This is a genomic window from Slackia isoflavoniconvertens (assembly GCF_003725955.1).
GTDB lineage: Bacteria > Actinomycetota > Coriobacteriia > Coriobacteriales > Eggerthellaceae > Slackia > Slackia isoflavoniconvertens.
Genome location: NZ_QIBZ01000019.1, coordinates 1 through 26,293, shown reverse-complemented (window position 1 = coordinate 26,293; position 26,293 = coordinate 1). Strand labels below are relative to the sequence as shown.

Genomic DNA, 26,293 nt, shown 5'->3' with positions numbered 1-26,293 from the left:
TGCAGACCGTATGGACCGATGTGTTTGATACCGGAACCGTTGCCCCTTTGAGTCGTCTCCACCGTGTGCTTTATGTAGGAATTGACGCGTGGCGTTTTTGGGTAAGGGGATGCGAACTCCTAACCGGACCGAATCGGTCCAACTATTTGTCCGCATCCCCCAATCTCGTTACTGGCTGGCTAAAAGGATTTGTCGAGGCTGCTAGCGCGATGGTGCCTATCTAGCGCAAGAAAACAAAAAAGCGATTGAAGCGCTCGCGCGATTATGCGAATAGGCTATCAAGGAGCGCTTTTGCCGACTTGCTCCATGAAAAGGCGTCCCTCACGCGGCTTGCCGCATTGCTTCCCATGGTTTGAATCGCCTCCCTATGATTCTGGGCGTAGACGAGTGCGTTTTGGATTTCAGATGAATCCATCGATTGGAGCAGGATGCCGTAGCTTTTGTCGGGTGCAATTTCGCGCATACCGCCCACGTCTGTTGAGATAATTGCATTAGATGCCGCCGCTGCCTCCAACAGAACGGTCGAAAAGCCCTCTGAGCGCGAGGGCAGAACAAACGCATTTGACTGTAAAAGAAGAGCAGCGAGGTCTGGCTTGCTGAGCATTTTAGGCAATACAACATGTCCGTTCGATGCGGTTGCAATATTGTTGACTCGGTCAAATAGGGGGCCTTCTCCCGCCATAACAAGGTAGACGTCGCAGCTTGCGTTTTTTTGCATCAAGGTTGCTATGGCGTTTGCAAGCTGCAGAGCGCCTTTCTCGGGCACGAAACGACCAGCGAAGGAAAGGAGCAACGCGTCGCAAGGGATACCATATTCTTGACGAAAATCACGCTGACTTGCTTGTTCGACAAACTCATCAGCATCAATGGCGTTTGTGATTTCTCCATGGGAGGTCAACCCAAAGTGCCGAAGCCATTCGCTTGCTTTGGAAGAAACTCCATAGCACTCGGGCTTGTAGCGCTTTAATTTGCTGGTTGCAGCGTGCTCTATGGCGTGCAAGGGAATATCGGCAAGTGCGTTGCCGAACGTAAGGTGCGCAGAGCCGTGTTCTATAAGCAATGGAGTTATGCCCTTTATTTTTGCGAAAGCGGCGCCAAGGGAGCTTAGCTGATAGAACCGGGTATTGATCACCACGGCATCTATGTCCTGTTCGCGTAGCCATTCCCATTGCGCTTCGCTTTCGGCACATTGCTTTTGAATCGGGTAACGCCCGCCAAGAAATGGCAGGGCGGGCGGACGGACGATTTCAACGCCGCGTGCGTTTTCCCGTACCGGGGCATTGTCGGTATTCATGGTGATTACAATAATACGGTGCCCAAGTTTTGCCAGAGCGGACGCAATTCCTTCGGTAAATGTTTCAACGCCGCCAACGTGGGGCGCATACAAAGCGGAAAAAATGCAAATGCAGGTCGAGGGCCGCGATGTTTCGTTTGCGCAAAGTTTGCTTCCCATGGTTTTTCCTCCATTGCATCAAGTGTTCCTTATCGGCGATTGCGTCAGTGCCGTTTTTTACGCTATTTTAAGAGTTGCTTGAGATAAAATTAACATTCATGCGCAACTACGATGGCAATTATTTGCTGCATATGAAGGAAGAAGGAACGGTGACGAACGCTCTTCAGCGCAAACGTGTAATTGCGATTGTTCCGGCATACAACGAACGTGACAACATCGTGTCTACGATTGAGGACCTTCGCGAGAATGCTCCTGAGGCCGATTATATTATCGTGAACGATGGTTCGCGCGATGACACATCGGCGATTTGCCATGAACGTGGGTATAGCATTATTGATCTTCCCGTTAATCTCGGGCTTGCAGGAGCATTTCAAACGGGTATGCGGTATGCCTTTGAAAATGAATATGACTATGCCGTCCAATTCGATGCTGACGGCCAGCACTCTGCTGCGTATATTGGCGAGATGGTTAGGCTCGCCGGGCAAGAAGACGCCAATATCGTTATCGGAAGCCGCTTCGCCACTCAGAAAAAACCCGTATCTGCCCGCATGGCGGGAAGCGCTCTTATCAGCTTCATGATTTTACTTACTACGCACAAGCGAATTCAAGACCCAACATCCGGCATGCGTCTGTTCGATAAAACGACGATTCCTCTGTTTGCCAACGAATTGGATTTTGGCCCCGAGCCCGATACCATATCGCTACTTATGCGTTGGGGCTATAAAGTCGTTGAAACGCAGGTTGAAATGCGCGAGCGTGTTGCCGGCGAAAGTTATTTGAACTTTACGAAATCGGTCATGTATATGCTGCGCATGAGTATTTCAATTTTGTTAGTGCAGTGGTTTAGGAGGAAGAAGTGAGCTATCTGTTTCCTGCTACGCTGTTTGTTGGTGCATTGCTGACGTTTTGGCTCGTTCTTCGTAAAATTCGAAAAGCTGAAGTCGCAATTGCCGATTCTGTTTTTTGGTTCTTGTTCGCTTTGAGCCTGGTGCTTATGGGCGCGTTTCGGCAGATTCCATTTTTCTTCGCCGACGTATTCGGCATCGAAAGCCCCTCGAATTTCGTGTTCATGTATGTGATAGCCGTACTGGTTATTCGAGAGTTCTATACCACAGTCGAGGTATCGCAGTTGCGTGCGAAGGTTCGCAGCCTTGTGCAAACTGAGGCACTTTCTAATGCTTGCAATTGCAACGATACGGTTGCCGGTTCAATAAATACAAAGGAAGACTAGCGCGCAATGGAACGTTTGACCGTTGACGATATGAAGTTCATTGAACTTGAAATCATGGATGAGATTGATTGCGTTTGCCAAGCCCACGGTGTGCAGTATTTTTTAGGTTATGGCAGTCTTTTGGGCGCTATTCGCCATGGTGGCTTCATCCCGTGGGATGACGATATGGATATCGTCATGATGCGCGACCAATATGAGCTGCTCATGGAGCATTTCAACGAATGGCGCACGACCGAGCGCTTCAAACTTGTGTCGTATCGCGACAAATCATCTATTTATCAATTCGCGAAAATAGTGGATACTACCACGGTCGTCTACGAGAATTTTGTGGGGAAAAAGGCATCAACGGGGGTATGGGTGGATATCTTCCCCCTGGAACATTACAGTGATAAATCATTTTCTCTGCTGAAAAAGCATCGAAGAGTTGGTTTGGTGCGTAGCTTTGCGGTGACGGATCCGACAACTGGTTCGAACGTACTTATTAAATTGATAAAACACATGGTATGTCCTTTTGTGAAAAACAAGGATGTATTTGAACTTGCTCGAAAACTGGATTCTATTGCGGTGCGAATTAACGACGAGAATACTCAAGCTCATTATGTCTTGGACGTGCTTGATGGCTCAAAACCAACGCAGGCCTACCCAATAGCTTCCTTCGAGCCTATTCGTATGAAGTTTGAGAATCGTATATATTCGGCCCCCTCTGGATACGAAGACATTTTAACCCTCCAATACGGCGATTGGCGCACTCCGCCTGCCGAGAGCGCTCGTCTCGTTCATGTGATGGAAGCGTATCGCCTATGAGCGATGCACAATCGTCGCAAGGCGTATCTTATGATGGGGGTGGCGCCCCGAAGCAGCTTTCTGTAAAAGCGAATATGCTCTGGAACTCGGTAGGCTCAATGACTTACTTGGCTTGCCAGTGGTTTGTGACGATTGTTGTTGTTCGTTTATCGTCGGGCTTCGATGATGCTGGGCTGCTTTCACTGGCCATGTCTGTTGTGGGCATTTTCAGTACGTTTGCTAATTTCAAAATGGGTACGTACCAGATTTCCGACATCAAACGAGAAAACTCACTGGGCGAATACATGGGCTTCAGATGCGTAACGCTCGTGGCGGCGTTTGTTGCATGCATGGTATATGCGCTGTTCACATGTGCAACATATGCTCTGGTGACAATCGCCTTGTTTTACGCGTTTAAGGCCATTGGCCTGCTCATCGACATTCTGCATGGTGAAGATCAAATCAATCGCCGCATGGACTACATTGGAAAGTCGTTCATGCTGCAGGGAGTCTCAACGTTTGTGGCGTTTGTCATCGTGTATGGTATAACGCGCAACCTCAATATCGCGATTGTCGCAATGTTTGTCGCTGCGCTTCTGGTGCTCGTGCTGTTTGACATTCCGCATTGCCGACGTTTTACTCGCGTAACGGTGAGCCTTTCGGCGAAAAAGGCGCTTTTTTTCCTTCGCACATCGTTGCCTGCAGTTATCGCATCGGTCGCGGCGAGCGCCATCTTTGCCATCCCCAAGCAATATTTAGCTATGGTTTCAGGGGATGCTGCATTAGGTATCTATGCGTCCGTCGCCGCGCCTGCGTTGGTTATTCAAATGGGAGCGCAATATTTGTATGGTCCCCTTTTGGATATCTTCCCGCGTTTGTTTTTCGATGGTGACAAAAAAGGTTTCTTGACGTTGCTCGGTAAGACGGTGGCGGGAATCGTCGCCGTGACTGTCGCGTGCGCCATTGTGTTGGAATTCGTTGGTGAATGGGTTCTCTGTTTGTTGTTCGGTGGAGATATCGCTCCATACGTGTATCTATTGCAGCCTATTATCGTCTCTACGGCAGCGACGGCATTCCTATGGTTCTTTGGCGATTTGCTTATAACGCTACGGCGTTTTTGGGCGAATTTCGCTGGTAACGTGACGGCTTTTTTGGCGGTTGTTCCGCTGTCTTTTGTATGCGTGAATACATGGGATATGAATGGCGTGAGTTTTGCTGGCGCTGGAGCATGTATGCTGGGCGTTTTCGTGCTGTTCTGTTTTTTGGTTCAAACGGTTCGTCGCGGCCCTGGTTTCCGCATGCGAAGAGTGGCGGCAAATCAGGCGCGTGATAACGTCGATGCATCGGTGGCGAATTCTTCCGAGGAGCGCGCATGATACGTGTTTTGCAAGTGATTGGCGTGATGGATCGTGGCGGCGCCGAGACAATGATCATGAATCTATATCGCGCCATTGATCGCACGAAGATCCAGTTCGACTTTCTTGTGCACGAGCAACGCGAGGGCGATTACGATGCCGAGATTCGAGAACTTGGTGGCCGTTTCTTTCGATTGCCACGCTTCGCGGGGCTAAATGAGCATTCGTATCGAATGGAGTGCCGAACTTTATTTGCGGCGCACCCTGAGTGGCCTATTGTTCATGGGCATATTGGAAGTTGTGCGCCCATATATCTTTCTGAAGCGAAACGTGCTGGCAGATATACGATTGCGCATAGTCATGCTCAGAATTACGACACCGGGCTTGCTGGTTTCGCGTTTCGTGCTGTCTCGTATCCTTCTAGGTTCATTGCCGATTATTTCATTGGCTGTTCACGCGAGGCGGGTATAGATCGCTTTGGAAAACGTATTGTTGAAGGAGATGCCTTTTCCGTTTTGCCCAATGGGATAAACGCAAGCCATTACACATGTGGCCAAAGCGAACATGATGACGCAAAAGCGAAAATGGGGTTTGCAGGAAGGCCGGTTGTTTGTCACGTGGGACGATTGACTCCTGTAAAGAATCATGAATTTTTGTTCGATGTGTTTGAGCGAATTAAGCAGAAGTGGCCAAATGCGGTGTTGGTGTTGGCGGGCCGAGGGGAGCTTGAAGAACCGCTTAAACAGTCGGTCGTTTCTCGCGGCATTGATGCTTCGGTAAGATTTTTGGGCGTCGTGGATGATGTTGCCGAGGTGTTGCGCGCTTCCGATCTTTTCGTATTTCCTTCTGTGAGAGAAGGCTTGGGATTGGCAGTTGTGGAGGCGCAGGCTTCTGGTTTGCCAACGGTAATGTCGACGGGCGTTCCTGAAAGTGCTCTTATGGGAACCCGTATCCAAAGGATTCCTTTGGAAAAGGGGGCTGAGGAATGGGGGCGTGTGTGCGTGCGTTATTTGAATGAAGCACTGGTCAACGAGCGTCACGATGGAGTCGAGCTTGTTCGGCTGCATGGATTCGATATCGAACAGACTTCGAAATGGCTCGAGGCTTTCTATTGTTGCGCCTCAAAGTAGGCTCAAGCGACAATGATGGACGGAAAGAAGCGCAATGCAATACAACCAAGACGTGTTACGACGTTTGCAGTTGACGGAACTTGAGATACTCAAAGACATCGATCGCGTTTGCCGAGCCCATGATATAACCTATTGGCTCGACTCTGGTACGGCGCTTGGTGCGATGCGCCACGGCGGGTTTATTCCTTGGGATGATGACATCGATGTTGGAATGCCGCGAGACGATTACGAACGCTTTCTTAAAGTTGCACCCGAAACATTGGGCGCACACTATTGTCTAACCACGCCACGCACGAATTCTCACCAGGCGGCTCTGTTTGCGAAGGTCATGATGAAAGGCACGCATTTTGCAACTGCGGAAACGCAGGAAGCTGGGTTTGACCAAGGGATTTTCGTCGATGTGTTTCCATATGATTCGGTCTGTCCTAATCCTCGCGATGCTAAGCGCCAGCGGAGGCGCTGTGTGATGTGGCAGAGCATTTCGTATCTTTATCACTCTAAGCACATTGTTGTTCCCCATGGTGGTGTGCTGGGCGCGTTGGAACGTTTTGCCTGTTGCATTGCCCATATTGCTGCGAGGGTATTGTTTACACCGGAGCGCATCGCACATAACTTTGATTTGGCGGCAACTATGGCCGACAACGATAAGGCGGCGAATGAAATGATGGCTCCTTCGTATGCGGCAATGGGCTCTTATGCGTGCTGCGTTTTGATTCCCTCGGTGGAAATGAATTTTGAAGGCTGCGGTTTTTTTGTACCTGCGGATATTAAGGAATACCTGCGTATACAGTATGGCGAAACATGGAGTCAATTGCCGCCTGAGGAGCAGAGACGCAATCATGCGCCCAAAATGCTTGAATTCGGCAGTTCGGCTCATTCCGAGGGCTAAGTTATTCTTCTGGGACACTGAATGGGTTGCCAAAAACGACTCGATTTGGTTGACGTTGTGGAATTTGTCCTAAGCGTAACGACGAAAGTGTTCAATCTCGCTTTATATATTGCCATTATTGAACATTGATTATACAATTCATGCGCTAGCATGAGAGGAATATCAATGTCATTAACTGAGTGCCAATTCGAGATTTTACGTAATAAGCTCAATGGAGCCCGATTGAGCCAGCGGGCTTTGTCTGCGGCGATTGGTATGTCCATTGGCGCCGTGAATGCTGGGTGCCAAGAGCTTGAAAAAGAAGGCCTCATTTCCGATGGGGCTATTACCGATGAAGGCGTTGCCGCTCTCGAACCCTACAGGGTGCAAAATGCCGTGATTCTCGCGGCTGGTCTCTCCAGCAGGCTTGCCCCCATTACGTACGATCGCCCCAAGGGCATGCTCTACGTGCGTGGAGAGGTGCTCATTGAGCGGCAAATCCGTCAGCTTCGGTCCGCCGGCGTGCAAGACATATATCTCGTCGTGGGCTATAAGAAGGAGGAATTCTTCTACCTGGAAGAAGAATTCGGCGTAAAACTCATAACCAGCCCCGATTATATGGAGCGGAACAACCATTCGTCTATATGGGCGGCGCGCAACGTGCTGGGCAATTCATACGTATGTTCTTCGGATAATTACTTTACGCAAAACCCTTTTAGCGAATATGAGTTTTCGGCATATGCCGCGGCAAGCGAGACCGAATGCGCGCCAGGCGAGTATTTCCTTGAGACGAAGGGTTCGAAGCAGCGTATCGTTGGCGCTCATCTCGACGGGAAGCGTGGCTATGCCATGATGGGACATACCTATTGGGATGCGGAGTTCTCCAATTCCTTTATTGATATCCTGCAGTCGGAATGGATGCGTCCTGGAACGGCGGATAAACTGTGGGACGAGATATTTTACGCCCACGCAGATGTATTGCAAATGCGCATGCGAGTGTATCCAGCTGGCGTGATTCATGAATTCGATTCGCTCGACCAGGTGAGCGATTTCGATCCTGAGTTCATCCAGAACGTCGGGTCTGAGGTCTTGGACAATATTTGCGGCACGATTTGCTGTAAGAGAGAAGACATCAAACATATTTCTCCGATTAAACAGGGCCTTACGAACCTCTCGTTCTATTTCGAATGCCGGGGCGAAGGTTACGTGTATCGTCATCCCGGTGCCGGTACGAATGAAATTATCAATCGTCCCGCTGAGGCGTTCGCGTGCGAGACGGCGCGAAAGCTCGGGCTCGACGACACGTTCGTCGCGGAAGACCCAGAAGCAGGATGGAAGGTGTCGAAATTTGTTCCCGATTGCACAGGCTTTGACTATTCCGATGCTTCTCAAGTTGAACGAGCACTTAGCATGGCTCGGCGTTTGCATGAAAGCGGCGCTGAATCGCCTTGGAAATTCGACTTCTACAAGGAATCGCTGAAGATTGTTCATCTGCTTCGCGAGGAAGGCTGGGCGTTTCCCGCGGGATTCGAAAAGCTGCAAGCGAATATTGAGCTGCTCGTTGCGCCGATGCGCGTCGGCTCGGGCGCCGATGTTTTATGCCACAACGACTTCTATGGCCCTAACTTGCTTGTGCATGGCGACGATATGTGGCTCATCGATTGGGAATACGCCGCCATGGGCGACTATGGATGCGATTTCGGCAATTTCGTCGCGCAGAGCGATTATTTCGACGTGCAAGGCGCATTCGACATCATGCCTTTATACTTCGGTAGGAAGCCTACTTCGGAAGAAGAATTCCATCTTATTGCCTGCACGGCAATCGTCGGGTGGTATTGGTATGTGTGGGCTATGTTTAAGGAATGCAAGGGCGCCCCGGCGGGCGAATGGCTCTATGTGTGGTACAAAGCCGCGAAGGATTTCTCGGCGGAAGCGCTTTCTATGCTTGGCGATAAATCGTTCGCGCGTAATCTGTCGCACGACGAGTTCCGCATTCTCGCGGCTTCGGCGGCTCGAAAAGATGGGCGTTCATACGATTACGGCGCTGTCTCGCGCGAGCAATTAACGCTGGAAGTATTAAAGGCGAACGGATTTATGGACGAAGAAGGGGTTACCGCGCGCGGTATCGCGGCCCTTGAGCCGTATCGGGTGAAGCGGGCCGTGCTCCTTGCGGCCGGCTTCGGAAGCCGCCTTTTGCCCGTAACGGTGAATACGCCGAAGCCGCTTGCGCGTGTTCATGGCGTTCGCATTATCGATAGGCTTATCGATGCGTTGCTTGATGCGGGTATTTCGGAAATATATATCGTTCGTGGCTACCTTGCAGAGGAATTCGATCAACTGCTGCATAAATACCCGGATGTCAAGTTTATTGACAATCCCCTTTATTCAACCACAAACAATATTAGCTCGGCGGTGGCGGCGTGCTCTCACTTCAGCAACGCCTACGTGTTCGAGAGCGATTTGCTTTTGACGAATCCTGGTCTTGTTGCCCCGTATCAATATCGATCGAATTACTTGGGTATTAAAGTTGACTCGACCGACGATTGGCGCTTTGTTGCGGATGAGTCTGGAAAGATTTCTGACCTTGCGAAAGGCGATTCCAATCCGTGCTGGCAAATGGTCGGTTTGTCATATTGGTCGCCTGACGATGGCGCGGCACTTGCGCGCGATATTCCTTCGGTGTTCGATACAGAAGATGGCAAACAGATTTTCTGGGACGACGTAGCGATTCTGCGCAAACCTGACAACTACGAAATCTACGTTCGGCCTTGCATGCAAGAGGACATCGTTGAGATAGACGATTTCGAGGATCTTCAAAAGGTCGACCCCTCGTATATCGTGAAAAAGAAAGCGCACTAGGAGGTTTTCGTGGCGCGTAATGAAACTGCCCAAACGCAAGAGTATTTCGAAAGGCGCTCGCTTAAAAAAGGCGCGGCGGGTTGGCCTTTGCTCATGGGCCTTGGCGTTGCGTATGTGATTTCCGGGGACTTCTCCGGCTGGAACTACGGCATCGCGTATGGCGGATGGCTCGGCCTCGCTATCGCATTCGTCCTTATGGGCTGCATGTATGTTTGCACCGTGCTCGGCGAAGCCGAGATGTCGTCGGCCTTGCCTACGGCTGGTGCGGGGTTCGCTTTCTCGCGTTGTGCGATGGGCCGCTTCGGAGGGTTTCTTACGGGCATGGCCATTACCGTTGAATACGTATGCGCGCCCGCGGCGATTTCGACGTTTATCGCTAACTATTTCCTTCAGCTAGGAATTATCCCGGAAGATTTCCCGTTCCTTCTTTTGGTGGGCATTATCTTTATCGTTTTCATAGGGATTCACGTTTTTGGCGTTGGCGAAGCTTTGAAGCTCATGCTTGTTATTACGGTCGTTGGCGCTATTGCACTCGCCGCTTTTGCGTTTGGCGCGGCCCCGCATTTCGATGCGGCTGCGCTGTTCGATATCGCTCCAGATGAAGGCGCTACGACCTCTCTTCCTTTCGGTGTTAGCGGGCTTCTTGCCGCATTGCCGTTTGGCATTTGGTTCTTTCTCGGCGTCGAGGGCGTCGCCCTTGCCGCGGAAGAGGCGAAAGACCCAAGGCGCGATATACCGAAGGCCATTATCGGGTCGATGGCCGTGCTCATCGGGACCGGGCTTGTCGTGCTTATTCTTGCGGCGGGTGTTACTGGGTCGGAATTCATGGGCGCCTCAAGCGCTCCGCTTGTGGATGCATTGAACATTGCCAATTTGCCTGGTTTGGCGCTTTTCGTGAACGTAGCGGGCCTTTTTGGGCTTGTCGCGTCTTTTTTCTCGCTTATCTATGCGGGTTCCCGCGAAATATTCGCTTTGTCTCGGGCGGGGTATCTTCCTACCTTCCTTTCGCTTACGGGTTCGAGGAAGACGCCCTGGGTGGCGTTGCTGGTGCAGGGTGTGATAGGTTTTGCCCTTGTCGTCATCGTGCAAGACGGAGATGTCCTGCTCAATATGGCGGTATTGGGCGCATGCTTGAGCTATGTGCTCATGAATTTGTCGCATGTCATCTTGCGTTTGCGTCAACCGAATATGAAACGAGGCTGGAAAACTCCTGGCGGTGCTCTTACGACGGGGGTAGGTCTCGTACTGTCGGCGATTGCCGTAGTATCGACCTTTTTCGTAGATGCCATTGCGTCGACGGGAATCGTGTGCGTTCTTGCAACCGGGTGCGTGTATTTCTTCGTGTATGCGAGAAAACGCCTTATATCCAACGCGCCCGAAGAGGAGCTATACAAGCTTGAGGGCGCGGGGCAGGAATTGCGATAGCTATTTCTGGAATTATTAATGCGTGCTTGCTTTGGCGGCGCTGTGAGGGGGGATTGATGAAGGTTTACGAGGGAACAATTCTAACGGTTGATGCCCAAGATAGTCTTGCTCATTACCTAGTGGAAGATGGCGGCCGTATTGTCTACGTTGGCGATACGCTGCCCGAAGAGTATTCTTCTGCCCCACGCGAGCAATTAGGGAATCGTGCTTTGTGCCCTGCGTTTGTCGATACCCATGAGCATTTGGCGTCGTTTGCGACATTCAATGCTGGTTTGAATGTAATGCATGCGCGTTCAAACAAGCAAATCAAGGAAATGGTTGCCGATTTTGCCGAAAAGTGTACGTCGAAGATTCTGGTCGCTTTTGGCGCTTCTCCGTATTCGGTAGTCGAAGGGCGCTTGCTTTCTCGCACCGAACTCGATGAGGCGTGTTTGGAAAAGCCTGTTTTCATGGTGAAGTACGACGGGCATGCATGCGTCGTGAACAGTGCCCTTCTCAAGCTTGTCGATGACAAAGTAAAGAATTTGCGTGGCTACCATCCCGAAACCGGCGAAATGAACCAAGAGACGTTTTTTGCTGTAAGCGATTTTATTACGGGAAGCCTGTCAATTCCCGAGCTGATCGGAAATATTCAAGCGGGCATGGACTATTTGGCGAGCCGCGGTATTGGCATGGTGCATACGGTGAGCGGAGTCGGTTTTACGGGGAATCTGGATATAAGCCTTGAGAAATGGATGGGCAGGAGTGCCCAATCTGGTTTTCAGGTGCGTGTTTTCCCTCAATCGATGAACGTGAAGGTGGCGACGAGCCGAAAGCTGCCGCGCATAGGCGGATGCTTTGCCTGCGCGCTTGATGGATGTTTCGGAAGCCGTGATGCTGCTTTGGTTGAGCCATATTGCGATAGCGAAAGCGGGAACGGCGTGCTGTATTACAGCGATGAGGCTGTAACGGACTTCTGCAAAAAAGCGAATCGTGCCGGACTGCAGGTTGAGATGCATGCAATTGGAGATGCGGCTTTCAACCAGGCCGTGCATGCCTTGAAGGCTGCGCTTGACGACTTCCCTCGTGAAAATCATCGGCATGGCATCATTCATGCGTGCCTTCCTACGGAAGAGGGTTTGCAGATTTGCGCAGAATACGGAATTCAGTTGCCAATGCAAACAAGCTTTATCGATTGGCCGCAGGAGCCTGATTCGTATCTTCGCTCGATTCTCGGTGATAAACGCGCGGCATGGCTGAATCCCTTGAGAACCATGTGGGACAAAGGGATTGTTGTGTCAGCAGGTTCCGATGCACCTTGTACCGACCCCGATCCCATTCTATGGATGCAGCGTGCGTGCAACCACGACAACCCCGAGCAGAGCCTTACCATAAAAGAGGCCCTACGTATGTGCACGTATAATGGTGCATGGACAACGTTCGACGAAGACGAGCGTGGCTCGCTTGAGGTCGGCAAGGTGGCCGATATGTGCGTTCTCTCAAAAAACCTCTATGAAGTGCCGTCGTCAGACTTGAACGAAGTAAAGGTCGAGGGACTTATTCTTGGCGGGAGGCCCTACGAAAAACAGCGTCAGAGTGTTGCTGCGGCTGTGTTGCGAGGGATGCTGAGCGAGGCAAAGATTTGAGCTATGCATTGGTGTGCTAAGGAACGCAATGCAAAATGGGATTCCTGTTCGGGCGGTGTGACGCTCTCTGATAAACTCGGTATTGCGGCTTCCGCCCTTTCCTTTGAATCTGTTACGTCGCAATTTCAGTTTTCTAAGGCGGAGGCCGTTTCTACCAGAGAGCCCCGTCGCTCCGTATCTTGCTTTGCTGTGTGCTGCGCTGCGGCGCTGACGACGTCTACTGAATAAAAACGAGTGGCATATTACGTCTGCCTGCGTCTCTCTGTGCTAGACGCGAGTGGCATAGGTATTCTGCGCCAAGAGCTTTTTCTAGGCTAGATTCTGGTACATTGGGAAAATGCGAAGCCTGGTTTCCAGTCTTATGAGTGCAAAATAGAAAAGCTGAGCTAGCTGAAACATGTAGCGTCTCAAAACGCTTCAAAAGTTATGACACTCATTGCATGTAGAAATATCAGTTGATTCGCCAAATTGCTATTATGGTGCAAATGATTTTATTGTTTCAGAAACGGGGCATATATGAAGGGCATTATTCTCGCTGGCGGTTCGGGCACTCGTCTGTATCCGCTTACTACGGTTACGAGCAAGCAGTTGCTGCCCGTGTATGATAAACCAATGATTTACTACCCCATGTCAGTGCTTATGATGGCTGGCATTCGCGACATTCTGGTTATTTCTACGCCGCACGACCTGCCCAACTTCGAGCGCCTTCTCGGCGACGGTTCCCAGTTTGGCATTAAGCTGTCTTACGCCGAGCAGCCTTCGCCTGATGGTCTTGCTCAGGCGTTCATTATCGGCGAGGAGTTTATTGCCGGCGAACCTTGTGCGCTTGTGCTTGGCGACAACATCTTCTATGGCAATGGCTTGGGCCGTCATCTTCGCTCTGCCGTTGAAGCCGCTGAGCAGGGCAACGGCGCAACCGTATTTGGCTATCACGTCGACGACCCCGAGCGCTTCGGCGTGGTCGAGTTCGACAAAGACTACAATGCCATCTCTATCGAAGAGAAGCCTGAGCATCCGAAGTCTTCCTATGCCGTTACTGGCCTGTATTTCTATGATTCGCGTGTGTGCGAGCTTGCCAAGAAGGTGAAACCTTCCGCTCGTGGCGAGCTTGAGATTACCGATTTGAACCGCATGTATCTGGAAGACGGCACCCTTTCGGTTGTTACGCTTGGCCGTGGTTATGCATGGCTCGATACGGGCACTATGGAGTCTCTCTATGAAGCTGGCGAGTTCGTGCGTGCTGTCGAGCGCAGTCAAGACCTTCCCGTGTGCGTTCCTGAGGAAATCGCTTGGGAAAACGGCTGGATCGATACCGACAAACTGCTCGAGTGCGCGAAGCTCTATGGCAAATCGGTGTACGGCCAGCACCTTAAGCGCGTTGCCGAGGGCGAATTTGTGAATCGTCGCGACCACTAATCGCTGTTACCGTTGGCGCTTAAAACCCAGCGTTGCTTTTGCGGCGCTGGGCTTTTCTGCTTCAGGAGGCACGTGTGACCGAATTGACGTTTGCCGAAATACTCGAGCGCGATGGCCTCTCTTTGGAAGAGCTCAAAATGCTCTCCTTCCAGAGCAACCTGGGCATTTCGTTAAAGAAGAATCTGCATTACTTCGATCAAAGTCAATTGCTTGAGGAGCTAGATGAGGTGCGGCGCTGGTACTTAATGCAACCGCAGCTTTCTGATTTGCCGATTGATTATCGTATTAAGAGCCAGCAATCAATTGAGTTGAAGTTTTCGCGATATTACCCCGATCATCAGGTGAGGAAGGTTTTCAACGATATTTTAGGTTTTCGGTCGCTCGTTGATTCGTATAAACCGTTGTTGGATTTTTCGCTTTCCGATTCAATTCGAATTGCCGATATGAGCCTGGGAAAAGCTCATGATGACGGCTATCGTGGCGTGCATGTGTATTATCAACGGTCCGGATTTTGCTATCCTATCGAGATTCAATACAATACTTTCTACGATAGGCAGTTCAATAATTGGCTCCATAAATATACATACAAGCGCGTTTTGGATGTGCGGGTTGGGGCTCGATTGAGGTTGCTCTATGAGCGTGGCAAAATACGCAACGAAGAACAGTTCGTAAGGAGTATACGCGATGTGCTATCTGGTTGCTAAATGGTTTGATGGCGTTGGCAGCGTGTGCATGCGCGCGAGCCAGGGGAAGGGTCTGGTTGAAACCATGGATCGCTTGTCTAGCCAATTCGGTCATGACAAGCTCCAACTTGTTGCCGTCAGTCGCCCCTCTGCCTATGGAGAATACGCTCCATATAGCTTTGTGAATAATGAGACCGAAATGGCAGAAGAGATTGCTGCGAAATATATCGCGTAGATTATGCGATGCTGAATAAAGTGAGGAATAACGTGGAACAATTCGAGCCCAAGAACATCATCGTTACCGGCGGCTGCGGCTTCATCGGCAGCAACTTCGTCCACTACGTGGTCAACAATCACCCCGGGGTGCACGTGACCGTGCTCGACAAGCTCACCTACGCGGGCAACCGCGAGAACATCGCGGGCCTTCCCGCCGACCGCGTCGAGCTCGTGGTGGGCGACATCTGCGACGCCGAGCTTCTGGAGCGGATCGTTCCCGGCCACGACGCCATCGTGCACTACGCCGCCGAGTCCCACAACGACAACTCCATCGCAGACCCCGAGCCGTTCCTTCGCACCAACGTCGAGGGCACGTTCCGCCTGCTCGAGGCGGTCCGCGAGCACGGCATCCGCTACCACCACGTCTCGACCGACGAGGTCTACGGCGATTTGGCCCTCGACGACCCGGCGAAGTTCACCGAGAGCACCCCGTACAAGCCCAGCTCCCCGTACAGCTCCACCAAGGCCGCGAGCGACATGCTCGTGCGCGCCTGGACCCGCACCTACGGCCTGCGCACCACGATCTCTAACTGCTCGAACAACTACGGCCCCTACCAGCACGTGGAGAAGTTCATCCCGCGCCAGATCACGAACATCATCGACGGCGTGCGCCCCAAGCTCTACGGCAAGGGCGAGAACGTGCGCGACTGGATCCACACCGAGGACCACTCGAGCGCCGTGTGGACCATCCTCACGAAGGGCCGCATGGGAGAGACCTACCTCATCGGAGCCGACGGCGAGCGCAACAACATCACGGTGCTGCGCATGATCCTCGAGATGATGGGCAAGGACCCCGACGACTTCGACTGGGTGCGGGACCGCCCGGGCCACGACCGCCGCTACGCCATCGACTCCACGAAGCTGCAGACCGAGCTCGGCTGGCGCCCGACGCACAACGACTTCGAGGAAGGCCTGGAGCAGACCATCGAGTGGTACCGCGCCAACGAGGCCTGGTGGCGCCCCGCGAAGGCCGCGACCGAGGCCAAGTACAAGGCGCAGGGCCAGTAGGGAAGGGGAAGCCAGATGTCTCTCGAATTCGAGAAGGAGCTCAAGGCGGAACGCACGAACATCCCCGGGATGCTCGTGTTCGACCTGCCGGTGCACGGCGATTCCCGCGGCTGGTTCAAGGAGAACTGGCAGCGCGCCAAGCAATTGGGGCTGGGCCTGCCCGACTTGGGTCCCGTGCAGAACAACATCAGCTTCAACGCCGAGCGCGGCGTGACGCGCGGCATCCACGCCGAGCCCTGGGACAAGTACATCTCCGTGGCCACGGGCAGCGTGTTCGGGGCGTGGGTCGACCTTCGCCCGGGGAAGAGCTTCGGCGAGGTCTACACGTGCGTCATCGATCCCTCCAAGGCCATCTACGTGCCCCGAGGCGTGGGCAACTCCTTCCAGGCCCTCGAGGACGGCACGGCCTACACGTACCTGGTGAACGCCCACTGGTCGGCGGAGCTCAAGAAGACCTACACCTTCGTCAACCTCGCCGACCCCGAGCTCGGCATCGACTGGCCCATCCCGCTTTCCGAGTGCGAGCTCTCCGAGGCCGACAAGGCCCATCCCATGCTCAAGGACGCTATCCCCATGGCGCCCCGCCGCACGCTCGTGACCGGCGCGAACGGCCAGCTCGGCCGCGCGGTGAGGGCCCTGGCCGAGGAGCGCGGGGTCGCCGGCTCCTTCGACTTCGGCGACCGCGGCGAGTTCGATTTCTCGGACCCTGCCGACTACGCCAAAATCGATTGGACCCTGTACGGCGCCGTGATCAACTGCGGCGCGTATACCGCCGTCGACGCCGCCGAGACGCCTGAGGGCCGCGCGGCCGCCTGGGCGGCCAACGCCCAGGGCCCGGCCTTGCTGGCCAAGGTGTGCGCCGAGCACGGAATCGCGCTCGTGCACATCTCCAGCGACTACGTGTTCGACGGCACGCGCGAGGAGCACGGCGAGGACGAGTCGTTCAGCCCGCTGGGCGTCTACGGCCAGACCAAGGCCGCCGGCGACATCGCCGTGGCGAATTGCCCCAGGCACTACATCGTGCGCTCCAGCTGGGTCATCGGCGACGGCAAGAACTTCGTGCGCACCATGGCGGCGCTCTCCGACCGCTGCGCCGACCCCGACGATGCGCTTGACCAGGTGACGGTGGTGGACGACCAGCTCGGCCGCCTGACCTTCACCCGAGACATGGCCGAGGGCATCTTCTGGCTGCTCGGCTACCGCGACGGCGACAAGGAGCCGAGCAGCCCGTGCGAGCACGGCACCTACAACCTGACCGGCTCCGGCCGCGTCGCGTCCTGGGCCGACATCGCAGCGAAGGTGTTCGAGCTGCGCAACGGCAACGCCGACGCCGTGAGGCCCGTGAGCACGGCCGAATACTACGCGAGCGCCAGCGGCCCGATTTCGCCCAGGCCTGTGCATTCGGCGCTTGCGCTGTCGAAGCTTGAGAATGTCGGCTATACGCCTGCCAACTGGGAAGATAGCCTTTTGGCCTACGTAAAATCAATCTAAAGGTAGTTGTTTTTGTTATCGCATCAAGGCTTGTTTGTTCATAATGATGGTCTGGTACGATCCTCTGTATTGAAGTGCGTTTCAATAAGGCGGCACACTCGTGTGCTGCCTTTATTTTGACCCGTATCGAGCGCGGATATCATCTGTGTTGTGAAAGGCTAATATGGCAAAGCGGTTAGCAAATTGGGATTTGCTGCGAACTCTTGCGATGCTTTTTGTCGTAATCGTTCATTCTTCTCAGTATTTTGGCCCTGTTTATGGGGTTGAGACCAAGCCTTTTATTTCTGAGTTTGCTCTAATATGTGACCCGATTTTCTTCGTACTGTCGGGATATTTTGCATTCCGTCCCCTTAAGACGACGTATGCAAAATATCTTCTGAACAAGGTCGTTACTATTATTTTACCGCTGCTCGTCTATTCGGTTGTTCTATATGCGTATGGATGCGTTGTGGGCACTGTTACCCTCGGTTTTCCTCAGTATTTCAATTGGTTTTACAGTATCCTGTTTGGCGGTTGGTGGTTTGTTCCAGCGCTGATTCCTTTTCTTGTGCTGGCTCCATTTTTGTTTACAATGTTCGAAGCGCTCAGCGATTTTCAGTGCAAATTGCTCATGAAAGTTGTTGCGCTGTTTACACTGTGGGGCGCTCTCTGCACAGTTCTCCAATGGATCTCAACGCTTACGGGAATCGGGAGTCTCAACACCCTTCCTGGACTGCTTTCTGGATTTGTACCAACTAATCCGATTCCTGGCGGGTACTTCATGTATTTCTGTCTTGGATACTTTATTCGCAGGATGCCGAGTTTATACTCGGTTGAGTTTTTGAAGCGTATTGCAATGCTGGGCATTGTCGGCTGGCTTTTTGGCGCCGTCGCAGCTCTTGCTGGATATGTGCGTAGTGACCCAAGTTATCTATGGCTTTTTGCTTCGATCGGAATTTTTCTTGTCTTTGATAAGATTCAGATTACTGGTGAATGCGCTTCAAAAATCATCAATTGGACGGCAAAACGCTCGTATTCAATCTATTTGCTCCAATACACGACAATCGCAATTGTGTATGGCATCTTTAACCAATTTGGAATACTGGACGGAACGGCAAATATGGCGTTTTGGATTCGAGTTCCACTACAGGCAATTGCCGTTTCGCTATCATGGCTTTTTGCTTTGGGCGGTGCCAGCATTGTTGACAGCTTTATTTTGGAGCCTATACAGAACTTTTGTAAAATGAAGCTTAAGCGTTAAATATAATTTGCGGGGTTTGTCCAAAACTAAAAGTCTATTCGCAATGAAAACTCGCGTTTACGGCCATAACCCGCGGACAGCTGGTCGGTTTGCCTGTTACTTGCGTTCTGTATCTTGTCGTTAGATATCGTCGAAACCGTCGACTGGCATGACGCGTTCGAGGGCTGGTGATAGAGTGTTCGAGTCTGGCTTTGAGAATGAGGAAGAATAATAAACGGGGGCAAGGATGGCAGTTTTCTCTCTCGCGGTGCTATTCATTACTATCGTTCTGTATCTTCCCGGGTTTCTTATCGCAAGGTTTTTCTACCGAGATAACATGGTGGCGATAGCCGTCGCCCCCCTGCCATCCTTTGCGCTGTATGCAATTCTTGGCATTTTCTTTAATTGCATTGGATTAGGTGCTAAGTGGTGGATGCTCGTCATCGCGGCGACCGTTATTTCTGCCGTTATTTATCATTTTCGAAATGCGGCGGCTGGTCCCAAACGGATGTCAATTGCAAGTGGAATTGATTGGAAAACAGTTGTTCCCTACGTGGTATTTGGCGTGGTTATCACTGGCTTCTTTTTTGTGGGGTCGCTAAACGGTTTTTCGTCTTTTGCCCAGTTGTTTGATAATGCCTCGCACCTTAACGGTATTAAGGCGATGGCTGATGGCGGCAATTATTCGATACTGTCTTTCGGCTCTTTCACCTTGGAAGATTCGAGAAGCGGCATAAGTCCATCTGGTGAGCTGACGCATTTTTATCCTGCGGCATGGCACCTTGTTACGGCGCTTGCCTGCGCGGCGCTTGGTGCCTCGGCCGCCCTTGCCGAAAATGCCTCAATTGTTGTTATGGTCGGACTCGTATTTCCCCTCTCGATGTGGCTTTTATTGACCAAAGTGTTCGATGGAAATCGTAGGCTAATTGTTTGCGGCTCTGTTTGCACTCTGGCATTCTCAGCTTTCCCATGGTATTTCCTTGTTTTTGGTCCCCTGTACTCCAACTTGGCGGCATTCGTCGTTGTCCCTGCGGGAGTCTTCGTTACGATTTCTTTTATTGAGTCGTGCTGTTCTGGCGGTATTCGCGTAAGGGATTTGCTAGTCGTTTTGGTTATGGGTGTAGCTCTCGCCTCACTGCAGCCAAATGCCGTTTTTTCCGTTGCGGTTCTTTCGGCGCCAATTTGTGCTGGAACGATGGTTAAATTGCTGGCCGAAAGAGGCGTGTCGGCAAAGAAAAGGAAAAGCATTGCAGCAGCGGCAATTGGGGCGGTGCTAATAGCATGGGTGCTTTTATGGATGGCGCCACCGTTTTCTTCGATGGTGTCCTATCCTTGGCCTGCTACGGCGGAAGAGGGGCAAGCGTTTTTCGATGTAGCAACATTGGCCATGATGAGCGGTGTGCCTCAGTGGGTACTTGGCATGCTCGTTCTTTCCGGGGCGATTTGGGCTTTTGTGAAAAAGCGCAATAGAGCTTTGATTGTAAGTTATGGCATTTGTGCGGTCATGTTTTTCATTTGTGTAGTGTCGGATGGAACCCTGCGCTCACTGATTGATGGCTTTTGGTACAACGATGCTTATCGGATCGCCGCATTGGTCGCTTTGGCTGGAATCCCACTTGCGTCGATGGGCCTTTGCGCTATATGCGATTTGGTGGATGGGCTGTTGCACGGCTTGTGCGAGAAAGGTCCCGGTAAACGTATCGTTTTTGCTGCTGCTATGGGATTGGCTTTTATGCTGCTCTATTTTCCAAGGGGAATTATTGGCCATGAGCTTGGTTGGTATACGCCTTTCGAGGATGTGAGGGGGAGGCTCTGCTGGTTGAGCTCTTCGGATACTAGGAGATATGCGGTTGACGAAGAGGAATTTGTCTGTCGAGCGATGGAGCTTATTGATGATGACGGCAAAGGGATAGCGAATATTCCATACGACGGAAGTGTTTTCGCGTATGGCGCGAATGGCGCTAAGACGGTTTATCGTAGCTATTTTGGCTACGGCGGAAGCGACGAAAAGTCGGAAAGCGTTTTGTTGAGGACCTCTTTGTCGGATATCGCTCATAACGACGACGTAAAGGAAGCCGTCCGGTTAATGAACGTTGGGTATGTTCTGAAATTGGACAGCGGGGGCCTTGGGGCAGAGGAATCGACTCTTGACGACGACCAGGCAGTATATGCGGAAAGCGAATTCCAGGGAATTAATTCGATAAACGATGACACCCCTGGATTTGACCTCGTACTTTCCGAGGGCGATATGAGGCTCTATCGCATTGCCTTCTAGTGTGTTTTTGGTCGTTGTTTGATACGGCCTGTATGGGCATTGGGGCCGCGTGGACTCCAATCGCCCTACAAAAACCTCTCGATGCACTGTTTGAGTCCACGGGTTGCGACGAAGAAGCGCACGAACGCAAGCTTTGCTGAAAGGCCGCTGAACAGCTTGGAGCATTCGTGCTTCGAGACGTGTTCGGCGGCTTTTTTTACGGCCGTTTTGTGGGGCAGGGCGGGGTAGTTGCCAAACGTTTCGGCAAGAAGGTTATCAAGACGTTCTATATAATTCGCCTGCTGCTCGACTGACAAACGCGAGATGTCGAACAGCGTGAAGTCGAGAATCCATTCGACCATGCGTCCCGAGCAAAGGTCGACGAGCTTGTTTTTTCGCCAATTGGCCAAGATGTGCTCAATAGCGGCCAAATGCTGGTCGAGCTTGGCTTTGGTGGCGTTTGCGCTGTTGAGGCCGTGGGTAATTGATTCACCATTCATTCGATAGTTGTACAGCTTTGCCGACGAAAGCACGGTTTTGCGTGCGTGCGGGTATGCCTCGAACAGAAACGCGGTGTCTTCAGCGAGTTTGATATTGGTTGCGAAACGCACGTGATGTTCATCGAGAAATGTACGACGAGCTGCGATGCGCGCGATATAAGGCTGTGCATGCTTCGAGAAAAGCACGTCGGGGGTGAACCCTACAATTATCTCGTCGCCGGGCGAGAGCAGGTCGCGCACGTGTTTGGGCGCAGCGCTTTCCGGAACGCATGTCGCCCCGAAGGCCATGATATCGACTTCGTTGTCGCGAAACGCGTCGCGTACAGTTTCGCAGGCATTTGGCTCATACCAATCGTCGCAATCGAGGAACATCACAATTTCACCTCGCGCGGCATCGAGCGCAGCATTGCGTGCGGCTGATGGCCCCGCATTCTCCTGCGTGAACATGCGAATGCGGGCATCTTCCTCCGCGAAGCGTTGCAGCTTTTCGAGAGACCCGTCGTGCGAGCCGTCATTGACGCACACGGCCTCCCAATCGCCAAACGTTTGCGCCTTCAGCGATTCAATGCACTCATCCAGCGTGCCTTCGGCGTTGAACACGGGAATGACGATGCTTATGGCGGGGCGATCGCTCGTCTGGGATACTTCTGCCTGCATATTCGGTTCCTTGGCTTAGAGTTCGTGGTTCATGCGCGCGCGGGCATACGCAAAAAGCGTCGACGGCCCGCCGTGCTTCAGATAATGCATAGCGCGCCCAGCGGCTCCTGCATCGGCGTACGTTGCGTTCTCGTGCTCGAATTTTTCGGGCGATTCCAGAATGAGTTTCAGGTTCACGCGTTTCCAAGGCTGGAAGTCGGAAAGCGCCACCTGGCCGACATCGAGCGCCGCCTGGAATTCTTTCTGCATGCATTGCAGGAAATCGAGCCTGAATTCTGGCGCAAGGCGCACGTAGTTCCACATGTACGAGTCGTATTTCGCGGTTTGCTCAACGGGGAACAGCAGCCGCGCGCGGTCGCCTTCGCCAAGCTCCGAAAGCCAACGCTCGATCTCTGCATATTCCTCGCACACGCAGAATACCTTTCCACGGTTGTTCACCGAAGACGATTCGTTGTCTTGGCGGTAGTTGATAATGGCATCCTGCACAAACGCAGCCTTTTTTGCCGCCGCGAATGCCTTGAAGGCAAAGGATGTGTCTTGGTACGACGCGCCTGGCGTTTCGAGGAAGCGGATGCCGTTTTGCACGAGGAACTCGCGGTTGTACAACCCCGACCAAATCGAGGGCTTCTGGTGGAAGATGCGCGGCTCCTCGATGACGTCGACCAGCCTGCCGCACTCTTCCTTTAAAACCAACGGGAACGGCTCAATTTTTTCGTTGGGCGCCGACCAGTAGAAGTTGAAGTTGCCCTTCACAACGTTCGCGCCGTGTTTCTTGGCGGCATTGAAGAGCACTTCGAGACCATTCGACAGCATGGTGTCGTCCGATTCCAGGATGCCGATGAACTCACCCGTCGCTGCGTCAAGGCCGCGATTCATCGACGCGCCGTAGCCGCTGTTTTGCTTGTGGATTACCTTAACGCGCGGGTCCTTCTTGGCGTATTCGTCGAGCATTGCACCTGATGCGTCGGTCGAGCCGTCGTCGATGCAAATGATTTCGATATCGGAAAGCGTTTGCGCAAGCGCCGAATCGAGGCATTCGGCGAGGTATTTTTCTACGTTGTAGACGGGAATGAGCAGCGACACGATCGGCTGCGAATTGCGGTTCGGCATTCCTGTAATCCTTTTCGAAATGAGCGCCTGATGCCTTCACTATAGCATGCGGTCGGAATTGGCTGTTCGCGTGCGAAACGATATTCGGAAAAACCCGAAGAGCAGGGCTAGAGAGGGTTCCGGTCAAGCGGGGCGTTCTGCGTTGGTGCGGCTGCGGGGTTTCATCTCTGACCGCAATCGGTGCTTGTCTCCTGCCGAGGGCCGCTTTGCCTGATTCTCTGGCGTGACGAGCATTGAGCCGTGTCGGGCTGCTAGGGCACGTTTCCTTTGCCGGTCGCGTTTCTTTACGCGTCTGCCCCTTCTGCGTGGCGCTGTTCCGCATGCTTCGTTCGTGGACAAAAAAGAACTCCGCGCGTCTAGGGGGTAGGGCGACGCGCGGAGTATGTTTGTGCGGCTGGGCCGCGTGCGTCTTTCAAACCTTTCAGCTCCCGAAGAGAAAGACGTATGGAAGAACCGTCGGCCGAGCTAGAGGTAGGGTGCTTGGCTAACTTATTCTTAAATAGGAATAATTACAGGAACTATTATACTCATCAAAGGATGATATTCCAGTGTTTTTCGGCAACAATTTCCAAACGCTCGAAATTGTTCTCGCGCGCCCCGCTGCGGGGGGATATACTTTGCTGGCGCACTAATCGAACCGCGAGTCGGACGCATGTTGAAACCTCGCGAATGCGCAGGCCAGAAGCCGAATTATGAAGCTGCCGAATACGCAATGCCACAGTGTGTTTGGCAAAGGGGACTCACGAACAACGCAGCAGGGTAAAACCCGCACGTTTGGGCCACAGGCTCGTGCGGGGTGGCTGTTTTGCGCGGGGTAGTTCGCCCTTGGCTGCATGATCGGCATGGCATAGTGGCTGTTCTGCGTGGCTGGTTCCGCATGGGGAATCGGTTTTACGTGGAATGGCAGGCGCCTAGCGGGCTTCGCTCGGCCCGCCTGGCCAGCTTTGCCCGACGTGCCATGCGCTTCGCCCATCGTCAATATGCGTCCGACTCGTTTTCGCGTTCGTCTCGCGCATGCACGAGCTTTCGTGCACGACCTCATCCACTTTCATCGAAAGGAACGCGATGTCTGAACCCGTTTTCACCTTCCGTCTGGCCACGCCCGACGACGCCGAGGTTTTGCAGGCCATTTATGCGCCGTACGTCGAAACCACGGTGACGTTCGAGTACGTCGCTCCCACGGTGGAGGAGTTCCGCCAGCGCATTATCGATCGCGTGAGTGTGTACCCCTATATCGTGTGCGAGGAAGACGGCGTGCCCGTTGGCTACGCCTACGCGAGCCGCCTGTACGAGCGCGCGGCGTACGCTTGGGCCGTTGAGCTGTCGGTGTACTTCGCGCCGAACCACCGCGGCCGCGGCATGGGTCGCAAGATTTACGACAAGATGCTCTCGCTGTTGAAGTTGCAGGGCGTTCGTACGGTGCATGGCAAGGTCACCTTCCCGAACCCTGCGAGCGACAAGCTGCACAACGCCATGGGCTTCAAACTTATGGCCACGCTCGAGAACGTCGGCTTCAAGAATGGCGAATGGCGCTCCATCAACCATTGGGAAAAGCAGATTGGCGACTTCTCGTGCGCGCCGGAGCCTATTACCCCCATCACCGAGCTCGATCCGGCAAAGGTGCAAGAGATTCTGAACGCGTAAGCGGTTTGTCGCGAGCGTGATTTCGCTGTGGGCGCGCGATTCGCTAGCGTCCGGGTCGCATAGAGTTGCAACAAGGAGCTGGCCTCGCATTATGCGGGGCCAGTTTTGCGTTTCCTGGATGCTAATGTGCCAAATGCTCGCAGCGTTTAGCACATTCGCATCCAGGATGCTCCCTCGGGGTACATTGTGCGGCCATCAACGCCGGCGGGTTGCTCCAATGTGTTAAACGCTGCGAGCATTTAGCACATTGGGTGTATGTTGCGACTACGCGCCGCATCGCCGTGCTTAAAGCGCGCATCGCTGTACCAAGTCCCGGAACCTGTTAAACGCTGCGAGCATTTAACAGGTAGCAGGTTTTAGGGCGCGGAGTCTACTGCACCAGGTTTTCGACGGCCCAGCGCACGGCCGCGCCTCGGCGCGCTTCTTGGCGAAGCAGGCACGCGTGGCCCGTTTCCAAGAACTCGCGCTTCAGCTCAATTTCGCTGCCGGGCTTCAAGCGGGAAAGCGCTGCGAACTCGTCGTCTTCGGTCGCCTCGAGACCTTTACGCATGAACGCCAGGTCAAGCGCAATGTCTTCCTCAAGCGTCTTACGCGCTTCAGCTTCGAGGCGCTCTTCGACCTCGGCCGGCTTCACGCCGTGCTCGATGCGATACTCGCGATAGGTTTGTCCTTTGCTCGCGAGCTCGCCGCGGAATTCCTCGCGTCGTTCCCTCACCGCTTCGTCGAGCAGGGCCTGGGGCATGGTGCCGTGCAGGCGCTGGCGAAGCGCGCGGCGCGCGGCTTCTTCAGGGGTCTCGTCTTCGCCAACTGCGATGGGCGATTCCAGATCAAGTTCCATGTCGGGCACGGGGAAGGCGCGCGTCGTGAACGAGATGGCCTGATCTTCGTCCCACTCGTCAGGCACCACGAATTGCGGCGTGAGCAGAAACGTCACGCCCAGCGTGTCGAAGGCCTGGTGCGCGGCGTTCGCCATAACGATGCCGGCAACGGCTTGCGCCTTTTCGCGGCGGGTGAACATAGCATCGACCTTTTCGCGCACATGCTCATCGTCGGTTTTCAGCAGGCGCGCCATACGAATCCAGGCGCCGCGCGCGAGCACAGCGGTTTCTTCGGCGGAAAGCGACACCACGCACTCGATGGGCGAGCGGTTTTCGTCTATCACTTTGATATCCATGAGGGCTCCTATCTTTTAGTTGTTGCATTTGGGAGCCGAATATCGAATGCTTTCAGATGCAATGCAGACTCTGGCGGGCAGGGATGCCGACATGACGGCTGAGGCGACGGGTGCGACCTCGCAAAGGAGAGT

At 53.2% G+C, this 26,293-nt stretch carries 21 protein-coding genes; 17 read left to right on the top strand and 4 right to left on the bottom strand.

All coding sequences use genetic code 11. The features are described 5' to 3' along the window. Positions 1-262: 262 nt before the first annotated feature. Entirely contained in the window at positions 263-1,453 is a 1,191-nt protein-coding gene (locus DMP05_RS08870; RefSeq protein WP_123220107.1) for a glycosyltransferase family 4 protein, read from the bottom strand. A gap of 98 nt (positions 1,454-1,551) precedes the next feature. On the opposite strand from DMP05_RS08870, the gene DMP05_RS08865 reads away from it, so the two are divergent. The 16 genes from DMP05_RS08865 (at position 1,552) to DMP05_RS08790 (ending at position 21,097) form a co-directional block, all read left to right on the top strand. Beyond that, positions 1,552-2,313 (top strand): glycosyltransferase family 2 protein, encoded by a 762-nt coding sequence (locus DMP05_RS08865; protein ID WP_244595117.1) that lies wholly within the window; start codon positions 1,552-1,554, stop codon positions 2,311-2,313. Next, complete coding sequence (locus DMP05_RS08860; RefSeq protein ID WP_123220106.1) at positions 2,310-2,684, top strand: DUF2304 domain-containing protein; 375 nt, start codon at positions 2,310-2,312, stop codon at positions 2,682-2,684. Before DMP05_RS08865 ends, DMP05_RS08860 begins: the two co-directional genes overlap by 4 nt. A gap of 6 nt (positions 2,685-2,690) precedes the next feature. Continuing rightward, positions 2,691-3,488 carry a LicD family protein gene (locus tag DMP05_RS08855; RefSeq protein ID WP_123220105.1) on the top strand — a complete coding sequence of 266 codons (798 nt, stop codon included), beginning with the start codon at positions 2,691-2,693 and terminating at the stop codon, positions 3,486-3,488. A gap of 98 nt (positions 3,489-3,586) precedes the next feature. Next, positions 3,587-4,843 carry a lipopolysaccharide biosynthesis protein gene (locus DMP05_RS08850; protein WP_244595116.1) on the top strand — a complete coding sequence of 419 codons (1,257 nt, stop codon included), beginning with the start codon at positions 3,587-3,589 and terminating at the stop codon, positions 4,841-4,843. Then, positions 4,840-5,952 (top strand): glycosyltransferase, encoded by a 1,113-nt coding sequence (locus tag DMP05_RS08845; RefSeq protein WP_123220104.1) that lies wholly within the window; start codon positions 4,840-4,842, stop codon positions 5,950-5,952. Before DMP05_RS08850 ends, DMP05_RS08845 begins: the two co-directional genes overlap by 4 nt. A 34-nt stretch (positions 5,953-5,986) precedes the next feature. After that, positions 5,987-6,841, top strand: a complete 855-nt coding sequence (locus tag DMP05_RS08840) for a LicD family protein (protein ID WP_123220103.1) — start codon at positions 5,987-5,989, stop codon at positions 6,839-6,841. Between the two features lie 165 nt (positions 6,842-7,006). Further along, positions 7,007-9,679 (top strand): NTP transferase domain-containing protein, encoded by a 2,673-nt coding sequence (locus DMP05_RS08835; protein ID WP_161957520.1) that lies wholly within the window; start codon positions 7,007-7,009, stop codon positions 9,677-9,679. Positions 9,680-9,688: 9 nt separating this feature from the next. Then, positions 9,689-11,104: an ethanolamine permease gene (gene eat / locus DMP05_RS08830; RefSeq protein WP_211326879.1), complete on the top strand. Its 1,416-nt coding sequence runs from the start codon at positions 9,689-9,691 to the stop codon at positions 11,102-11,104. A gap of 56 nt (positions 11,105-11,160) precedes the next feature. Further along, a complete protein-coding gene (locus DMP05_RS08825) occupies positions 11,161-12,729 on the top strand; it encodes an amidohydrolase (RefSeq protein WP_123220101.1) in 1,569 nt (522 codons plus the stop codon). Positions 12,730-13,245: 516 nt separating this feature from the next. Continuing rightward, positions 13,246-14,145, top strand: coding sequence for a glucose-1-phosphate thymidylyltransferase RfbA (rfbA, locus tag DMP05_RS08820; RefSeq protein ID WP_123220100.1), 900 nt, complete (start codon positions 13,246-13,248; stop codon positions 14,143-14,145). A 74-nt stretch (positions 14,146-14,219) separates the two neighbouring features. Next, entirely contained in the window at positions 14,220-14,849 is a 630-nt protein-coding gene (locus DMP05_RS08815; protein ID WP_211326878.1) for a nucleotidyltransferase family protein, read from the top strand. Continuing rightward, on the top strand, positions 14,830-15,063 hold the full coding sequence (locus DMP05_RS08810) for a DUF6718 family protein (RefSeq protein ID WP_123220099.1): 234 nt from the start codon (positions 14,830-14,832) through the stop codon (positions 15,061-15,063). The genes DMP05_RS08815 and DMP05_RS08810 overlap by 20 nt, the downstream gene beginning before the upstream one ends. Positions 15,064-15,095: 32 nt before the next feature. Continuing rightward, entirely contained in the window at positions 15,096-16,112 is a 1,017-nt protein-coding gene (rfbB, locus tag DMP05_RS08805) for a dTDP-glucose 4,6-dehydratase (RefSeq protein WP_244595115.1), read from the top strand. Between the two features lie 15 nt (positions 16,113-16,127). Next, positions 16,128-17,603, top strand: coding sequence for a sugar nucleotide-binding protein (locus tag DMP05_RS08800; RefSeq protein WP_123220097.1), 1,476 nt, complete (start codon positions 16,128-16,130; stop codon positions 17,601-17,603). A 163-nt stretch (positions 17,604-17,766) separates the two neighbouring features. Then, a complete protein-coding gene (locus DMP05_RS08795) occupies positions 17,767-18,843 on the top strand; it encodes an acyltransferase (protein WP_123220096.1) in 1,077 nt (358 codons plus the stop codon). Positions 18,844-19,069: 226 nt separating this feature from the next. Then, positions 19,070-21,097, top strand: a complete 2,028-nt coding sequence (locus DMP05_RS08790; RefSeq protein WP_123220095.1) for a DUF6541 family protein — start codon at positions 19,070-19,072, stop codon at positions 21,095-21,097. Between the two features lie 65 nt (positions 21,098-21,162). Here the strand turns inward: DMP05_RS08790 and DMP05_RS08785 are convergent, their stop codons facing one another. Both DMP05_RS08785 and DMP05_RS08780 read right to left on the bottom strand, forming a co-directional pair. Then, positions 21,163-22,233 carry a glycosyltransferase family 2 protein gene (locus tag DMP05_RS08785; protein WP_123220094.1) on the bottom strand — a complete coding sequence of 357 codons (1,071 nt, stop codon included), beginning with the start codon at positions 22,231-22,233 and terminating at the stop codon, positions 21,163-21,165. A gap of 15 nt (positions 22,234-22,248) precedes the next feature. After that, on the bottom strand, positions 22,249-23,343 hold the full coding sequence (locus tag DMP05_RS08780) for a glycosyltransferase family 2 protein (RefSeq protein ID WP_123220093.1): 1,095 nt from the start codon (positions 23,341-23,343) through the stop codon (positions 22,249-22,251). Between the two features lie 1,065 nt (positions 23,344-24,408). On the opposite strand from DMP05_RS08780, the gene DMP05_RS08775 reads away from it, so the two are divergent. Beyond that, positions 24,409-24,987 (top strand): GNAT family N-acetyltransferase, encoded by a 579-nt coding sequence (locus tag DMP05_RS08775; protein ID WP_114616265.1) that lies wholly within the window; start codon positions 24,409-24,411, stop codon positions 24,985-24,987. 370 nt (positions 24,988-25,357) lie between these two features. Here the strand turns inward: DMP05_RS08775 and DMP05_RS08770 are convergent, their stop codons facing one another. Further along, positions 25,358-26,161 (bottom strand): SurA N-terminal domain-containing protein, encoded by an 804-nt coding sequence (locus DMP05_RS08770; protein WP_123220092.1) that lies wholly within the window; start codon positions 26,159-26,161, stop codon positions 25,358-25,360. Positions 26,162-26,293: the final 132 nt, after the last annotated feature.

What these genes read in the sequence shown, in the direction of transcription:
- DMP05_RS08865 (WP_244595117.1), top strand. Translation starts at nt 1,552, where the DNA reads ATGCGCAACTACGATGGCAATTATTTGCTGCATATGAAGGAAGAAGGA.
- rfbA (WP_123220100.1), top strand. Translation starts at nt 13,246, where the DNA reads ATGAAGGGCATTATTCTCGCTGGCGGTTCGGGCACTCGTCTGTATCCG.
- DMP05_RS08845 (WP_123220104.1), top strand. Translation starts at nt 4,840, where the DNA reads ATGATACGTGTTTTGCAAGTGATTGGCGTGATGGATCGTGGCGGCGCC.
- DMP05_RS08840 (WP_123220103.1), top strand. Translation starts at nt 5,987, where the DNA reads ATGCAATACAACCAAGACGTGTTACGACGTTTGCAGTTGACGGAACTT.
- DMP05_RS08790 (WP_123220095.1), top strand. Translation starts at nt 19,070, where the DNA reads ATGGCAGTTTTCTCTCTCGCGGTGCTATTCATTACTATCGTTCTGTAT.
- DMP05_RS08770 (WP_123220092.1), bottom strand. Translation starts at nt 26,161, where the DNA reads ATGGATATCAAAGTGATAGACGAAAACCGCTCGCCCATCGAGTGCGTG.
- DMP05_RS08800 (WP_123220097.1), top strand. Translation starts at nt 16,128, where the DNA reads ATGTCTCTCGAATTCGAGAAGGAGCTCAAGGCGGAACGCACGAACATC.
- DMP05_RS08780 (WP_123220093.1), bottom strand. Translation starts at nt 23,343, where the DNA reads ATGCCGAACCGCAATTCGCAGCCGATCGTGTCGCTGCTCATTCCCGTC.
- DMP05_RS08775 (WP_114616265.1), top strand. Translation starts at nt 24,409, where the DNA reads ATGTCTGAACCCGTTTTCACCTTCCGTCTGGCCACGCCCGACGACGCC.
- DMP05_RS08785 (WP_123220094.1), bottom strand. Translation starts at nt 22,233, where the DNA reads ATGCAGGCAGAAGTATCCCAGACGAGCGATCGCCCCGCCATAAGCATC.
- DMP05_RS08835 (WP_161957520.1), top strand. Translation starts at nt 7,007, where the DNA reads ATGTCATTAACTGAGTGCCAATTCGAGATTTTACGTAATAAGCTCAAT.
- DMP05_RS08795 (WP_123220096.1), top strand. Translation starts at nt 17,767, where the DNA reads ATGGCAAAGCGGTTAGCAAATTGGGATTTGCTGCGAACTCTTGCGATG.
- DMP05_RS08870 (WP_123220107.1), bottom strand. Translation starts at nt 1,453, where the DNA reads ATGGGAAGCAAACTTTGCGCAAACGAAACATCGCGGCCCTCGACCTGC.
- DMP05_RS08850 (WP_244595116.1), top strand. Translation starts at nt 3,587, where the DNA reads ATGACTTACTTGGCTTGCCAGTGGTTTGTGACGATTGTTGTTGTTCGT.
- DMP05_RS08810 (WP_123220099.1), top strand. Translation starts at nt 14,830, where the DNA reads ATGTGCTATCTGGTTGCTAAATGGTTTGATGGCGTTGGCAGCGTGTGC.
- DMP05_RS08855 (WP_123220105.1), top strand. Translation starts at nt 2,691, where the DNA reads ATGGAACGTTTGACCGTTGACGATATGAAGTTCATTGAACTTGAAATC.
- DMP05_RS08825 (WP_123220101.1), top strand. Translation starts at nt 11,161, where the DNA reads ATGAAGGTTTACGAGGGAACAATTCTAACGGTTGATGCCCAAGATAGT.